Origin of the sequence: Alcaligenes sp. CHO6 (assembly GCF_037120595.1) — a bacterium.
Taxonomy (GTDB): Bacteria; Pseudomonadota; Gammaproteobacteria; order Burkholderiales; family Burkholderiaceae_B; genus Alcaligenes; species Alcaligenes ammonioxydans.
Window position 1 is genome coordinate 788,369 of sequence record NZ_JBANCI010000001.1, and the last position, 13,661, is coordinate 802,029.

General features: G+C 58.8%; 14 protein-coding genes. All 14 read left to right on the forward strand.

Features of this window, described 5'->3' with window-relative positions:
- The first annotated feature begins 1 nt into the window (after position 1).
- Positions 2 to 802: a uroporphyrinogen-III synthase gene (locus V6936_RS03695; RefSeq protein WP_336579430.1), complete on the forward strand. Its 801-nt coding sequence runs from the start codon at positions 2 to 4 to the stop codon at positions 800 to 802.
- A gap of 24 nt (positions 803 to 826) precedes the next feature.
- Positions 827 to 2,185: a uroporphyrinogen-III C-methyltransferase gene (locus V6936_RS03700; RefSeq protein WP_336579431.1), complete on the forward strand. Its 1,359-nt coding sequence runs from the start codon at positions 827 to 829 to the stop codon at positions 2,183 to 2,185.
- 3 nt (positions 2,186 to 2,188) lie between these two features.
- The gene (locus tag V6936_RS03705) at positions 2,189 to 3,691 is read left to right on the forward strand and encodes a heme biosynthesis HemY N-terminal domain-containing protein (protein WP_336579432.1); all 1,503 of its coding nucleotides are present in this window, start codon (positions 2,189 to 2,191) and stop codon (positions 3,689 to 3,691) included.
- A 28-nt stretch (positions 3,692 to 3,719) separates the two neighbouring features.
- Positions 3,720 to 4,256 carry an inorganic diphosphatase gene (ppa, locus tag V6936_RS03710; protein WP_003799543.1) on the forward strand — a complete coding sequence of 179 codons (537 nt, stop codon included), beginning with the start codon at positions 3,720 to 3,722 and terminating at the stop codon, positions 4,254 to 4,256.
- Entirely contained in the window at positions 4,253 to 4,948 is a 696-nt protein-coding gene (locus V6936_RS03715; protein WP_003799545.1) for a fumarylacetoacetate hydrolase family protein, read from the forward strand. Before ppa ends, V6936_RS03715 begins: the two co-directional genes overlap by 4 nt.
- Before the next feature lie 273 nt (positions 4,949 to 5,221).
- The gene (locus V6936_RS03720) at positions 5,222 to 5,479 is read left to right on the forward strand and encodes a hypothetical protein (RefSeq protein ID WP_003799547.1); all 258 of its coding nucleotides are present in this window, start codon (positions 5,222 to 5,224) and stop codon (positions 5,477 to 5,479) included.
- Positions 5,476 to 6,738 carry a hypothetical protein gene (locus tag V6936_RS03725; RefSeq protein ID WP_240208628.1) on the forward strand — a complete coding sequence of 421 codons (1,263 nt, stop codon included), beginning with the start codon at positions 5,476 to 5,478 and terminating at the stop codon, positions 6,736 to 6,738. The genes V6936_RS03720 and V6936_RS03725 overlap by 4 nt, the downstream gene beginning before the upstream one ends.
- The gene (locus tag V6936_RS03730; protein WP_240208629.1) at positions 6,735 to 7,331 is read left to right on the forward strand and encodes a pilus assembly protein TadE; all 597 of its coding nucleotides are present in this window, start codon (positions 6,735 to 6,737) and stop codon (positions 7,329 to 7,331) included. The genes V6936_RS03725 and V6936_RS03730 overlap by 4 nt, the downstream gene beginning before the upstream one ends.
- Before the next feature lie 2 nt (positions 7,332 to 7,333).
- Complete coding sequence (locus tag V6936_RS03735) at positions 7,334 to 7,954, forward strand: hypothetical protein (protein WP_003799552.1); 621 nt, start codon at positions 7,334 to 7,336, stop codon at positions 7,952 to 7,954.
- Positions 7,951 to 8,832, forward strand: coding sequence for a Flp pilus assembly protein CpaB (cpaB, locus tag V6936_RS03740; RefSeq protein ID WP_059317558.1), 882 nt, complete (start codon positions 7,951 to 7,953; stop codon positions 8,830 to 8,832). The genes V6936_RS03735 and cpaB overlap by 4 nt, the downstream gene beginning before the upstream one ends.
- A 38-nt stretch (positions 8,833 to 8,870) precedes the next feature.
- Positions 8,871 to 10,199 (forward strand): type II and III secretion system protein family protein, encoded by a 1,329-nt coding sequence (locus V6936_RS03745; RefSeq protein ID WP_003799555.1) that lies wholly within the window; start codon positions 8,871 to 8,873, stop codon positions 10,197 to 10,199.
- On the forward strand, positions 10,189 to 11,862 hold the full coding sequence (locus V6936_RS03750; protein ID WP_100214789.1) for an ATPase, T2SS/T4P/T4SS family: 1,674 nt from the start codon (positions 10,189 to 10,191) through the stop codon (positions 11,860 to 11,862). The genes V6936_RS03745 and V6936_RS03750 overlap by 11 nt, the downstream gene beginning before the upstream one ends.
- Positions 11,859 to 12,707, forward strand: a complete 849-nt coding sequence (locus V6936_RS03755) for a type II secretion system F family protein (RefSeq protein WP_059317560.1) — start codon at positions 11,859 to 11,861, stop codon at positions 12,705 to 12,707. The genes V6936_RS03750 and V6936_RS03755 overlap by 4 nt, the downstream gene beginning before the upstream one ends.
- The gene (locus V6936_RS03760) at positions 12,704 to 13,570 is read left to right on the forward strand and encodes a type II secretion system F family protein (protein WP_336579434.1); all 867 of its coding nucleotides are present in this window, start codon (positions 12,704 to 12,706) and stop codon (positions 13,568 to 13,570) included. The genes V6936_RS03755 and V6936_RS03760 overlap by 4 nt, the downstream gene beginning before the upstream one ends.
- Positions 13,571 to 13,661: the final 91 nt, after the last annotated feature.

Consider the following 13,661-nt stretch of genomic DNA (forward strand, 5'->3'; position numbering starts at 1 on the left):
CATGAACCTGCCCTGCGCATTATTGACCCGACCCGCGGGACGGAACGAAACCCTGTCAGCCGCCCTGGCCGCGCAGGGTTTTTCTTCTTTGGTTTTGCCCGCCTTGAACCTGGAGCCGCAAGACCTCTCCGAAACGCAATGGCAAGACCCCAAGGATTTTGACCTGATGCTTTTTGTAAGCAGCAGTGCGGTCAAGTTCTACTTTGCCGCCTTGCAGGCGCGCGGTCAAAACTGGCCTGACAAGGTCTTGCTGGCTGCCGTTGGTTTTGCTACTGCTGCCTGTCTGCGTGCCCAGCCCGGCGTGTCCCCGGAAGCCGTGCTTCACCCTGAAGGCGTTGATTCCTTGCAGGATTCAGAGGCCTTGTGGGCGGTTCTGGAGCCCCGACTCGCACAACTCGAGCGGGTTCTGATTGTGCGTGGCCATAGCGGTCGTGAATGGTTGGGGCAGCAGTTGGAGAACCACGGTATTCAGGTTCAGCGGCTGGCCATTTACCAGCGTAGCCCTGCCAAGTGGAGCGTGCAGCAGGGCCGTCAAATTCGTGACAGCTTGCAGGTAGGCCGCCTGGCTGTTTTGCTCAGCAGTTCCCAAAGTGCCGACGCCGTATTTGCCAACGTGCAAAGCCTGGGCTTGACGGATGTGTGGTCGCAATGTGCTTACGTGGTCATTCATCCGCGTATTGAAGAACATTTACAGTCCTTATTGCTGCAGGCTGGAATCACAGCGCCACCAATGGTAAAAAGGTGTACGCCAGACGATGATGACATTGTCGCTGCCATGATGGCGGTGCTCTCGCGCGATTAGCCTCACACGGATTACAATCTTGCCATGAACGATAAAACAGAGAACGCATCCGCAAGCGAACCGGGGACTCCCATTTCCAGCCCAGCCAGTACAGCGGCGCCTCGTCCGTATTCTGAACCTCAAGACAGCACGAGGGCACCTGGCAAGCGTAAAAGCGCGGCGGGTCCGGCCTATGCCTTGACAGCTGTTGTTGTGGTGCTGGCCGCTGCCGGTCTTTGGTACCAGAATTCATTGCTGGACAAGCACAAGGCTGAGCTGCAGGCTCAACTGGCGACCAATATCAATTCCACGGAACAAGCGCGTCAGACGGCCCAGCAGGCTCTGGCATTGGCACAGCGGCAGGCTGACAAGCTTGAGCAGCTGGAAAAATCCTTCAAGGATTCCACCGAACAGTTTCATGATCTGAGCCAGGCTTTCCAGACCATGACCGATAGCGGCTCTGAGCTGGTTCTGCTTAACGACATCGATCATCTGGCCACTATTGCCCAGCAGCAACTGATGCTCGGTGGCAATGTGGCCAATGCCATCGTTTCTCTGGAAGCCGCCCAGGCCCAGTTGGCGCGTGCCAATCGGGTGGGTCTGGCTTCTTTGCAGCAAACCCTGAATGGTGATCTGGAGCGCCTGCGTGCGGCAGCGACTGTCGATGTGGCCTCGCTGTCGCGTCAACTCGATACCCTCTCGCGCTACGTGTCGGAAGCTCCCTTGCTGGTACCGGATGATGTGGCGGGGGGAGCTCATACGCAAGCGCTGGACTTGTCCTCTGATGCCGTTGCTCCGGCTCCCGAGTTGCCCGCAGATGCCCCCTGGTGGGAGCGCGGCTGGAACACGGTTGAACAGTGGGGCAGCAGTGCGTGGCGATCGCTCAGCCATGATCTGGGACAATTTGTCTCCATCCGACGCGTGGACGATGCTGCCGCTTTGTTGATGTCACCCGATCAGGCTGCCCGCTTGCGTGAGAACTTGCGTCTACGTGTCATGGCGGCTCAACTGGCCATGATGATGAATCAGTCTGCTGTATGGCAAACAGAGCTCAATGCTGTGGCTACCGCGTTGGAAAAGCGCTTTGACACGCAGTCTGTTCAGGTTCAGCAAGCCTTGCGCCTGACACGGCAGTTGCAAGACACCCGCATTGGGGCGCGCTTGCCGACGGTCAATAATACGCTGGCGGCGATTGAAAGCCTGCGTCAGGCCCAGGCGGGTCGCCTTCAGGACAGTGTGCCCGACTCGGCCACTGAACAGAACGATGCAGATTCCGCTCTGCCTGACCCCTCTCAATCCGCGCAGCCCGACAGCAAGGAGCCCACTGACCCTGTCGCTGAGCCGGTTGAGTCTGGCTCTGCGGCTTCATCCCAGACGGAACCGCCCGTTCAGGCGCAGGGGTAAACTATGCGTACCTGGTTTTGGACACTTATCCTATTTATCGCCGCGGTTGCCCTGGCGCTAGTCTTGCGCGAGCATGCCGGTAATGTCTATCTGGTGACTCCGCATTATCTGGCCCGTGCTTCATTGACCTACGTGGTTCTGTGCATACTGGGCTTGTTCATTGTGCTGTATGTACTGTTGCGTTTGCTGGCCTGGTTTGGTGATGGCCCGGAGCGTTTTCGCTTGTGGCGGGGACGCCGTGCACAGCGACGTGACCAGACCTTGCTGGAAACAGGCTGGATCAGTATTTTGGAAGGTCGTTACGAGCAAGCTGAAAAAGACCTGATGAAGCTGATGAGCAAGACCCGCTCGCAGTCAAGCAAAGTCGTGGCCGGTTTGGCAGCGGCGCGTGCCGCACATTATCAGGGGCAAATTGCTCAGCGTGATCAGGCGCTGGCCGCCGCCCGTGCTGCCGCTGGCAATGATGTGCGTTTGAAAGAAGCCAGTGCCGTAGCCTCGGCTGAACTGTATCTGGATCAGCACCGCACGCAAGAAGCGATCGAGCTGCTTCAGGATTTGCAGGATGCCAGCTCCCGCCATTTGCATGCCACTCGTTTGTTGTTGCGTGCTTATCGGCAAGAAGGCAATGCCGAACGTGTGTATGAGTTGACTCGCTTGCTGATGCGCCGCAGTGGCATTGAACGCCAAGAGGCGCTAGGTCACATTGAATTTGCGGCTGCCGCTCGATTGCGTGCCGGCGGGGCAGAGCAGTTCAAGGCCTTGTGGTCCGATCTGAAGTCTGAAGAGAAAACCTTGCCGGGTGTGGCCCTGGAGGCTGCCTTGATTCAGGAGCGCGACGGTAATTACGAAGAAGCCGGTCGTATCCTGGAGCCAGCAATCGCAGCTAGCTTTGACAGTCGTCTGCTCGAAGCCTATGCCCAATGTCCGCCGGAGTTTGTGGGGCGTCGCTTGGCCAAGGCCGAGGAATGGCTGCGTAGTCAGCCCAATAATCCGGTTCTGTTGTCCACGCTGGGTCATTTGTGCCTGACCAGCCAGTTGTGGGGGCAGGGGGAGCATTACTTGTTGCGCAGTCTGAAAATTCAGGGCGATCTGCGCAATCATGCCTTGTTGGGTAATCTGTACGATAGCCTGGGGCGTCACGACGAGGCTGTTTCGTACTGGCGCAAGGCCGCGTCCATGGCGGGGACCCTACCGGTTCTAGCCGTCAGCACCGCCTTGCCAGCGGCCGATACTCGTCATGACCCCAGCCATACCGATGCTGACAGCCTGCCCTCGCAGGACGAGGGCCTGCCGCATTACACCTACGCAGCCAGCGTCGTGGCCGAGGATTTACCCGATCAGGGTCGGCCTTTGCCGGTGGTTGCAGAGCCTGTTGTGCCTGCTGCAAAACCGGAACAAGACAGCCTGAGCTCTTCCGCTGATTTGGATGATTACTTTGATACGGCTCCCATTCCCGGGGTCGATCTCTCTCAAACTTCGGATCGTCCTCGACGATCCAATGATTAATTTCTTTTATTTTTAAAGGTTTGCACGAATGAGCCTCGCCCACGTACCAGCTGGCAAAAAACTGCCCGACGAGATCAACGTAGTCATCGAAATTCCCATGAACTCGGACCCCGTCAAATACGAAGTTGACGAAAACGGCGTGGTGTTTGTGGATCGCTTCATGCTGACCGCCATGCACTACCCCTGCAATTATGGTTACGTTCCGCAGACCATTTCGGATGATGGCGACCCGGTTGACGTGCTGGTGATTGCTCCTTTCCCCATCCAGATCGGTGCGGTTATTCCATGCCGCCCTATCGGCGTGCTGCACATGGATGATGAAGGCGGTGGTGATGCCAAACTACTGGCTGTGCCAACCGACAAGCTGTACCCCCTGTACCGCAACGTGAAGTCGCCTGAAGATCTGCAGCCTGAAGAGCTGGAGCGCATCAAGCACTTTTTCGAGCACTACAAAGACATCGAAAAAGGCAAATGGGTCAAGGTCAAGGGCTGGGACGGCATCGAAGCTGCCAAGAAAGAACTGGTAGACGGCGCCAAGCGTTTTGCTGACGGCCAGGCAAAATGAGTACCGTCATCCCCACGCCAGCGGTTGCGGCGCTGAACGTACAGGACAGTGAGCAGGTTTTTCCTGTACGCCGCATTTATTGCGTCGGCCGCAATTATGTCGAGCATGCACAGGAAATGGGTTTTACCGGGCGCGAAGATCCTTTCTTCTTCTGCAAACCGGCCGACTCCATCTTGAATGTGCTGCCCGGCCAAGTCTGCGACATGCCTTATCCTTCCCGCACCCAGGATCTGCATCACGAGATCGAGCTCGTCGTGGCTTTGTCCAAGGGCGGGCGTGATCTGACGGTGGAGCAGGCTGCTGAATGTGTGTGGGGATACGCGGTGGGTCTGGACATGACCCGTCGGGATTTGCAGACGCAAGCCAAAAAAGCCGGTCGTCCCTGGGAAGTGGGCAAAGCCTTTGACCACTCCGCACCGACGGGCCCGCTGGTGCCTCGTAGCCGTATTGGCGATCTATCCCAAGGGGCCATTACCTTGGACGTCAACGGTGAGCGACGCCAGACTGGCGATTTGAATCAGCTGATTTGGAATGTCGCTGAGTCCATCGCTTATCTGTCAGGTCTGTTCGAGCTGTTCCCGGGTGATATCATTTTCACGGGAACCCCGGCCGGTGTCGGCTCGGTGGAACGTGGTGATGTGATGCACGGGGTGATCGAGGGTCTGGGCAGCATAGACGTGCGTCTGGTCTGATCTATATGAGTTTGCAGAAAAACCCGCCATCAGGCGGGTTTTTTTATGACTGTCAGCCCTGGGGCCCCTTGTCTTTCCGGTCTGACGAAGAAGCAGCAGACGAGCAGGAGCAAAGGAAACGTGCTGAGTGATCGGATGCTGACACGAATAACGAGGTCTTGCGCGCTGCTGGCGTATAGAGGCTGGCGAGACAAAGCCGTCCCGCTCGGCTTTTCCGAATAGTACGGCCCCCTGACGGCAGGCAGACTGTGAACTGACTTTTGGGAGATTCCAATGAGACAGTTCACCAGACGACAGCGCGGGCAGGGCATGGTCGAGTACCTGATTATTGTGGCTTTGGTTGCCGTGGCAGCCATCGCCGTTTATCAGTCATTTGGTCAGGTCATTCGCAACCAGACCGCAGCCATGGCCAAGGAGCTGGCCGGCGAGGACGGCTCCGAGCAGACACAACAAGCGCAATCTGCTGCATCAGCGGCGGCCGCTCAAGGCGCTGCCAAGAGCCTGAAATCCTTCACAGGCAACGCGCAATGAGACGCCCCATCCATCCGCAACAAGGTGCGGCACTGGCCTGGGGCCTGATCGCGCTGGCGCTCCTTTCTGTTGCATGGGGCGGCTACTTTCATGTGAACCAGATCGCGGAGCAACAAGGACGCTTGTCCCTGGTGCTGGATGCGGCGGCCTATGGGGCGGCAACCGAACAGGCGCGCACCTTGAATCTACTGGCCTATATCAATCGGGCGCAGTTGGGACATCAGCTTGCCCTCGGGCACCTGCTGACGCTGGCAACCTGGGACAGGGCAGCACAAACACAGTCCGGACAGGTGCGTCGGGCCAATCCGCCTGCACACTTGGTCGCGATGATGTTTGGTTCTGCGCATGGCCTGGCGTACACCCGGGCACGTTCGGCCGGAGATAATCAGGACGCTTTGCAGCAGGCTTTTCAAGCACATCAACATGTGATTTATGAGGTGTTGGCGCAAGCTCAGGAACAGTTGGTGCAGGGCTTGCCACAACGACGACAAGCCATTATTCAAGCCACTCTGGACGGCAGCCTGCCAGATTGGCCGGAGCAGGTGATTCGTTGGCACACCGAACAGGACGATTGGCCTCAGTTCCTCCTGCTGCAGTCAGGGCAAGGACAATGGGATAGCGGTCTGAGGCATCTGATCTCCTTGTACGGCTTTCTGGCTCCGCGTGATTACGAGGCCCGCTCCTACCCTGGCGTCGATCGGCGTTGTCCTTTGTGGCAGCATCGATTGCGTCGCGCTGGCCGCACCGCGCTTGATCATCTGGGCCGTTGGCATTCCAACGATACGCAGTCCATGCATATGGTGCGCTCCAATCGTTGGATAGGCTGTTACTTTCGCGAATATGCCATGGCATGGGCCTTACAGACGCCAGCGGGTGCGTCCGGGATTGATGCGCCGCAGGACTTTTCAGGACAAAGTTTTTGGAAGTGGGCGCTGGAGCAGGGTAACAGTTCCTTGTTGTCGGCTAAGAGCAATACCGTGGCGCAGTCCTGGGCGCGGCGCGATGCCCGCCCCTGGAGTCAACGTCCGTGGGTAAAGGGGTATGCGCTGGCTGATTCCAGACGGAATGAGGGGCCAGATCTGGTATTGACCTTGCAGGCTCGTGGTCATCTGGGGCAGACCATTTATACCCGGGCAGCCGCCCAGTCTTTTTTCTCTTTGCCTCCGGGTAGCACAGATGCTGGGGCAGGCCCAAAGCCCAGCCTGTTTATGCCTTTCTGGCAGGCGCGACTAAAGGACGCAGGGAGGCGGCGATCATGAGCGAGCGGCAACAAGGGATGGCGTTACTGGAGGCCTGCTTGCTGGGCATGGTGCTGGCCCTGATGGTGATGGCAGGGCGTTGGCTGATGCAGCAACAGTACCGCTTGCAGCAGATGCAGCAAGCCACGCATCTGAGCCTGTTCCTGCATGACGCCCAAGGAGCGCCGGTTTCTCTGAGCTCTTCTCCGAGTCCCAGCACGGTGACTGCCGGTTTTCTGGAGCTCCCTACATCGCCCGCGCCGTCTTTGCAGCAGGAGCTTTTGAGCCTGTCAGATGGTTTCTGGGCGGTGGAGTCACGATTTTCCCTTCCGTGGCCACAGTGGCTGCGTTCCTTGACCCGCCTAACACAACTCCAACGGCAGTCTCTCTTGTGGGCTGCTGCGGGGCAGGCGGCCTCCACACAAGAAGCGCGACGGCGGCTTGAAAGCAGCAGAACGGCCTGGGCACAGGCGATGGAATCGAGCAGGCGAGCGGCGCAGGACACAATACGGGCCGCGGGTCCCTTGGATGCCGCGTGGGGGCGGGCAGACGTTGACCTGGACTGGTTGGGACCCTGGCAGGATTTTTCACCCGATCACCGAGGCAGGGAGTGAGCATGAGACGGGTATATGCCTTGTTTTTATTACTTTTGTGGACGCTGAGCCCCCTGCCTGTCAAAACACAGACCGTGTCTGGCCCTGTTCCGGATGCAAGGATTCATTGGGATCAAGGGCAGATCACGCAGACCGCACTTGGGCCCATACAGAGCTGGGGACTGACAGCCGATCTGGAGGCACACGTCTTGTCAGACAGTCTTGAGCCGTTCTGCGGTAGCCACTATGGCGCAATCCGCCTGCAAGCGCAGTGGGTCATTCTGCGCGCTCGTGATGGCAGAAACTGTGTGCTGTGGGTGGAGGATATAGCGGCACCCACTCTGTCAGGCTTGTTAAGTGTTTCCGAGCCGGCTCAGACGGTTGTTCCCTCATATATTCAGGCAGTAGCACCCGTAGCTGGCACCGTTTTGTGGCAACACGAACAACCGGGAGAGGCGCAAAGCTGGCTGCTGCTGGCTGAGCCAGGCTGGCAAGCGGAGTTGCGCCGCAACAAGTGGGGTGCGGAAACGGATGGACGTTACTGGCGAAGAGGTCCCGCCGAACTAGATGTAATGGAGCTGGAACACGAGCAGCAAGCCTATTTGCTCGTGATCTGCCGTGCCTGTGAGAAGGAGGCGTCATGATTCGGGCAAAATTTCTTTGGCTATGCCGTCATCCCAGCGTCGGCTTTGGCCTCCTGGCTTTATTGGCTGGCCTGATGGCGGCGGGGGCCAGCAGCCGTTACCTGGAGCGGCAGGAGCAGGCTTTGCGACAGGCTGCGCAGCGTGCCCATCTGGACAGGGTGGTAGCGGCCTCCAGCCTGCCTGCGGGAACGGTGCTGCAAGCGGAGCATCTGGCGGCGCGAGCCTTTCCTGCCGACTTGGTGCCCAGCGATAGCTGGGACGCAGCACAGTTTGAGAACTTGTTGGGACGGGTGCTCAGCCAGCCATTACGGGCAGGTGATCTGATTAGCAATGCGCATGTGCAGGAGGCCAGCGGCCCTTTCTCTCAGCAGCTCTTATCCGGCAGGCGTGCCTTGACGGTGCCGGTCGATGCGATCAGCTCGGTGTCGGGCCTGATCCGGCCAGGAGACTTGATTGATATCTATGTCAGTTTCGAGGACAGACAAAGGCGGGTGACGGCTCCTTTGCTGCAGTCGGTACTGGTTCTGGCGACTGGGCAAAAGTCGGGTGAGGCTTCTGCAACGATGCGCACGGATAAGGATGTCTACAACACCTTGACGCTGGATGTTGGCCCCGACGATGCCTTGAAGTTGCTGGCGGCCAGGCAGCATGGGCGTATCAGTGCTTTGTTGCGTAACCCCGAGGACCACACTCCCCATCAGGCGGCAGTCCGGGGAGAGCTGGCTGATATTTTGGGGCTGGGACAGAGTGTGGTGGCCAGGCCGCCCGTGCAGGTGCTGTATGGCAACAGGCCGGGAGGGCAGCAGGTTCAGGCAGAAGCAGAGCGTCTGGGCTGGCTTGATATGCCTGACAGCTTTTCATTGGGACCGCAGCCATGAGCATGAATCGATCGGGGTCTAGGCGCTTGGTGTTGGGAATGCTTGTTGCCGCCTTGCTGCTCGTCAGCGTGCAAAGTGCAGCTCGGGATCTGGGGCTGCAAGTCGGTGAGCTGATGGTGCTGCCTGATACGCAGGTTGAGCGGGTGGCGGTAGGAGATGGCGATATTGTCCATGCGGTCACGACCGAGTCCGGTGAGCTGATTCTGTTCGCACGCAAGACGGGCAGCACGGTAGTGCAGGTCTGGTCTCTGGCAGGAAAAAGCCAGTCTTATCAGATTGAGGTGCTACCCGAAAATCACAGGCAGACTTTGGCGGAGTTACGAAGTTTGTTGGAGCGTATTCCAGAGCTTCGCATCAGTGAACTAGGCGGCAAGCTGGTGCTGGAAGGAGAGGGACTGAGTGATCAGGACAAGCAGCGTATTCAGGCCTTGAGCCAGGAGCATCCCCAATTATTGGATTTCACGCAGCAAGATGGTTGGGAGCCCATGGTTTTGCTTGATGTGCAGGTGGTCGAGGTGCCGCGCAACAGTTTGCGCGAATTGGGCGTACGCTGGCAGGGGCAGTCCCAAGGGGGCTTGAGCATGGGCGGTGCCTGGGACGCAGCGACGCATCAGTTTTTGGATCGTCCTGGCGAAGCGGTGCTGCCCTTGGCTTTTCCTGCCAGTCAGGGGGCCGCCTTTTTTGGCGTCGGGGCCTTGATGTCCGCACGCGTCCAGGCCATGGCGCAGGAGGGGCACGCGTTGGTGCTGGCCCAACCGCAGCTTTTGGCGCGCAGCGGTTCACAGGCCGAATTTCTGGCAGGGGGCGAGCTGCCTTATACCACCACCGACGACAAAGGAAACAGCAGGACCAGCTTCAAGCCCTACGGCGTATCGCTGCGCATCGTTCCGCGCGTCGAGCGAGGGGGGCTGGTCCGATCACAGATCGAGGTTGAAGTCAGTTCCGTGGATGCCAGTCTGTCCCAGCCTGCCGGGCCATCCTTGAAAACCCGGCGGGCGTCGACCGAGTTCAACGTACGTTCGGGTCAAACACTGGTCTTGGCCGGGTTCATATCGCGGGAAGAGTCTATGCATATGGATCGCTTGCCGGGACTGGCTAGTCTGCCGGTATTGGGAGCCCTGTTTCGTTCTGAACGGTTTGCCCGGCAGGAAACAGAGCTGGCGGTATTTGTGACCCCCACTTTGGTGGCGGCCGAACATCCTGATTTGCTGGCCCGGCAGGCGAATGCCGCTCAGTGGCTGGAGCAGGGCTTCCCTGATGCACCGCGGTTGAATACGCCTGTTCGTGCCCTGTCCGAGGGGAGCCGCCAAGGTCGATGGTCGCAATGGGTAGAGCCACAGAGCGAGGTGTTTCGTGTTGAACCTTGAACTTGAGTCGGAGTTGGGGACAACTCGTTCCTGCACCCTTCGTTTGCCAGCGCTCATAGGCCGCGACCCGGCCTGTGACGTAGTCCTGCCCTCCTGGCGTATCGCGCGTCAGCATGCCAGCCTGCTGAATCGGGCGGGAGCGGTGTATATCCAGGATCATGGCTCCTTGACAGGGGTGCAGCTCAACGGCAAAAGGGTGTACGACGATGGGCCGTTGCGTGTCGGTGACGTGCTCACTGCCGGGGGGTTCAAACTGCGCATTGCTGGCTTGGGGTCGCCACCACGACCTGGCTCTGCGCCCCCCATGACTGAGCCAGAAACGCGGGTGTCGGCGATGGCCGTAGCAACTGCTGCTTCCATACCTGTAGCAGTGTCTGCTCCGTCCAAAGCGGATCAGACATCCGCTAAGGAGCAGATTGAACATGTGCAGGGGCAGGGGGCGCCACTTTTATCAAACAGCGAGCTGTTCAGGCAAGAGCAGCAGCGCTTGCACCAGGCTTTGTTATCGGCCTTGGACCTGGAGCGTCGCGATCTGTCTCGCGTAACGGACAAGCAGCTTGAACAGGAGGCGTTTGATTGTCTGGGCCGTCTGATTCAGACGCAATGTGCGCTACCGCCCCATGAGCAGGCCCGATTGCAGGCCAGTGTATGCGCGGAGGCGGTGGGTCTGGGGCCCTTGGAGCCTTTGCTGGCTGACCCGGCTGTTTCGGAGATTATGGTCAATCGTTATGACCGGGTGTTTGTGGAAAAGGCCGGACGGCTGCAGGCCCATCCCATGGTGTTCAGTAGCGATGCAGCCTTGCGCGCCGTCATCGACCGAATTCTGGCGCCGCTGGGACGACGCCTGGATATCAGTTCTCCGGCCGTGGATGGGCGACTGGCAGATGGGTCCCGTTTCCATGCGGTCCTGTCGCCCATCGCCGTCAAGGGAACCTGCGTGACCATACGCAAATTTCCCAAGCGCCGCCTCGGTCTGGAGGATTTGTTGCAGATGGGTAGTCTGTCTTCAGAGATGGGCGCATTTCTGCGGCAGGCAGTGCAACGGCGTTGCAATATTCTGGTGTCCGGTGGAACAGGGACCGGTAAGACCACACTGCTCAATGTTCTCAGTACCTGTATTGATGAGGGTGAGCGCCTGGTGACGCTGGAGGATGCGGCCGAGCTGCAGCTGCAGCATAGCAATTGGGTTGCGCTGGAAGCCCGCCCCGCCAATGCAGAGGGTCAGGGACAGGTAGATATACGAAGTTTGCTACGCCAGGCCTTGCGGATGAGGCCTGACCGGATCGTGGTGGGGGAGTGCCGTGGAGCGGAGGCCTTCGACATGTTGTCAGCCATGAATACCGGGCATGAAGGCTCAATGGGAACCTTGCACGCGAACACGCCTCGGGATGCCTTGTCGCGTCTGGAAGGCATGGTGTTGATGGCTGGTCTGGACTTGCCCTTGCAGGTGGTGCGTGAACATATCGCCCGGGCCTTGCATATTATCGTGCAACTGAGCCGCTTGCCCGATGGCAGGCGCCTGGTTCATGAAATTGTGGAGCTTACCGGCATCGAGGCGCAGCGTATCCAGTTACAGACCTTGTACTGCTATCGCCCCGAACTGGGCTTTGCAGCCAGTGGCCTCAGGTCCGAACATCTCTTTCAGTCAGGGGAGCAAGCATGAGGCTTTTGAGTATCTTGCTGGCAGTTTGTGGCGCTGGCCTGCTGGCCTATGTGTGCTTGCGTTTGGGGCACCGGCTGCTCATGCATTACAGACAGCAGTTGCTCGGACAGTCTGAACGTAGTTTGCAGTCACATTTTGTTTTTGTGCGCAGTCACTATCTTGGGGGCCTGGCCTGGGGACTCTTGCCCGTGAGCCTATTGCTGGCGTGGTGGCTGATTCAGTCGTTCTGGCTGGCAGTCGCTGTAACAGTGTTTGTTGCGGCGACACCATTGGTGGTGTTGCGTTGGATGGAACGAAGACGGCTGGAGCTGCTTCGACGGCAGTTGCCGGATTTTGTCTTGTCATTGGCCTTGAGCTTGCAGGCAGGACTGGCCTTGCAAGCTGCCATGCAGCAACTGTCGCAGTCTTTGCCGGCCCCGTTGGGGCCAGAGCTACGCTTGCTCTTGCGCCAGCAGCGGGTAGGTTTAAGTCCTCGGGAGTCCTATGGAAATCTCTTGCTGCGCGTCCCGGTGTCCGAGCTCGCGATGGTGACCAGCGCACTGCAAATGGGGCAAAGCACGGGCGCAGGTTTGGGCGAGCGTCTGAAGATACTGGCCCAGACGATTCGGGCACGCGTGAACATCGAGGACAAAATCCTTGCGCTGACTGCCCAGGCGCGCTTGCAAGCGCGAATCATGTTTTGTCTGCCAGCTTTTGTGGCTGGTGCCTTGTACATGTTGGATTCCCATGCATTCAGGCAAGCCTGGTTCAATATCATCGGTCTTTGGGTAAGTGCCATCATCGGCGCCATGTTGCTTGTTGGGCTTTGGTGGATGCATAGGATCTTGCAAGGAGACGGGGAATGACACTTTCCCTGATCTGGCTGTTGTCTGCTGCAAGTGCGGTCCTGTTGGTAATGGGTTGTTTATGGGCCTGGCGCAAGCGCTACCTGTTTTTTCTGCAAGGGGGAAGCAGTTTGGGGCAGGCTGCATGGCAGGCCTGGCAAGCCCCGTTTGCCCAGGGGGTGAGCCTGTGTTTGTCCCTGCCCTTTGTACATGAGTGGTCGGAGCGATCGTGGGGAGCCTATACCCGTCAGATGCAAGCTTACCTGGGTCAGCGAGTGGCCATACTCATTTTGCTGGTGACCGTGATAGGGGCCTGGTACGTGAGTTGGGGTGGCGCCCTGATGGATATTCTGGGAATGGCTGCGGCCGGTTTGCTGCTGAGTGTGCTGCAGGCAGCCTCACGAGGTAGAGCGCTTCAGCGCCGACATCATGTTCGCTGCCGACGGGATCTGCCGTTTTTCCTGGATTTGTTGGTGCTGGCGGTAGAGTCGGGTCTGGGCTTGCAACAAGCCTGGGCACGTGCCTTGGAGGCCACCCCGCAGGGCAGTTTGTCGATCAGTTTGCACAAGGTGCAGGGAGAGCTTCGGGCAGGCAGACGTTTGCCCCAGGCCATGCGCAAGATTGCCTCGACATTCAGAGTGGTGGAGCTGGAGGAGTTGGCCTTGTCTTTGGAACTGGCGCAAGACACAGGCCTGTCTCTGGCCTTGTTGCTGCGATCGCAGGCGGAAAAGCTGCGCGCCCATCTGCAGCTTGAGGCCGAGCAACGAGCGCTCAAGCTACCGGTGTACTTATTGGCCCCTTTAGTGGTGTGCATTTTTCCCTGCACATTTCTGGTGATCGCCATGAGTCTGCTCGGGCCCTGGTTGGCAGGAGGGGCAGGATGACGAGCCTTCCGGGCGCAATGCTGCAGTCTATTTATTTGCTGGAAGCCCGCACTTTTTGGACGCGTTGGCGAGGTTTGAAAGCGCTACCACA

Bases quoted from the DNA above. Each gene is read 5' to 3' on its own strand.
- V6936_RS03695 (WP_336579430.1), top strand. From the start codon at position 2: ATGAACCTGCCCTGCGCATTATTGACCCGACCCGCGGGACGGAACGAA.
- V6936_RS03700 (WP_336579431.1), top strand. From the start codon at position 827: ATGAACGATAAAACAGAGAACGCATCCGCAAGCGAACCGGGGACTCCC.
- V6936_RS03705 (WP_336579432.1), top strand. From the start codon at position 2,189: ATGCGTACCTGGTTTTGGACACTTATCCTATTTATCGCCGCGGTTGCC.
- ppa (WP_003799543.1), top strand. From the start codon at position 3,720: ATGAGCCTCGCCCACGTACCAGCTGGCAAAAAACTGCCCGACGAGATC.
- V6936_RS03715 (WP_003799545.1), top strand. From the start codon at position 4,253: ATGAGTACCGTCATCCCCACGCCAGCGGTTGCGGCGCTGAACGTACAG.
- V6936_RS03720 (WP_003799547.1), top strand. From the start codon at position 5,222: ATGAGACAGTTCACCAGACGACAGCGCGGGCAGGGCATGGTCGAGTAC.
- V6936_RS03725 (WP_240208628.1), top strand. From the start codon at position 5,476: ATGAGACGCCCCATCCATCCGCAACAAGGTGCGGCACTGGCCTGGGGC.
- V6936_RS03730 (WP_240208629.1), top strand. From the start codon at position 6,735: ATGAGCGAGCGGCAACAAGGGATGGCGTTACTGGAGGCCTGCTTGCTG.
- V6936_RS03735 (WP_003799552.1), top strand. From the start codon at position 7,334: ATGAGACGGGTATATGCCTTGTTTTTATTACTTTTGTGGACGCTGAGC.
- cpaB (WP_059317558.1), top strand. From the start codon at position 7,951: ATGATTCGGGCAAAATTTCTTTGGCTATGCCGTCATCCCAGCGTCGGC.
- V6936_RS03745 (WP_003799555.1), top strand. From the start codon at position 8,871: ATGCTTGTTGCCGCCTTGCTGCTCGTCAGCGTGCAAAGTGCAGCTCGG.
- V6936_RS03755 (WP_059317560.1), top strand. From the start codon at position 11,859: ATGAGGCTTTTGAGTATCTTGCTGGCAGTTTGTGGCGCTGGCCTGCTG.
- V6936_RS03760 (WP_336579434.1), top strand. From the start codon at position 12,704: ATGACACTTTCCCTGATCTGGCTGTTGTCTGCTGCAAGTGCGGTCCTG.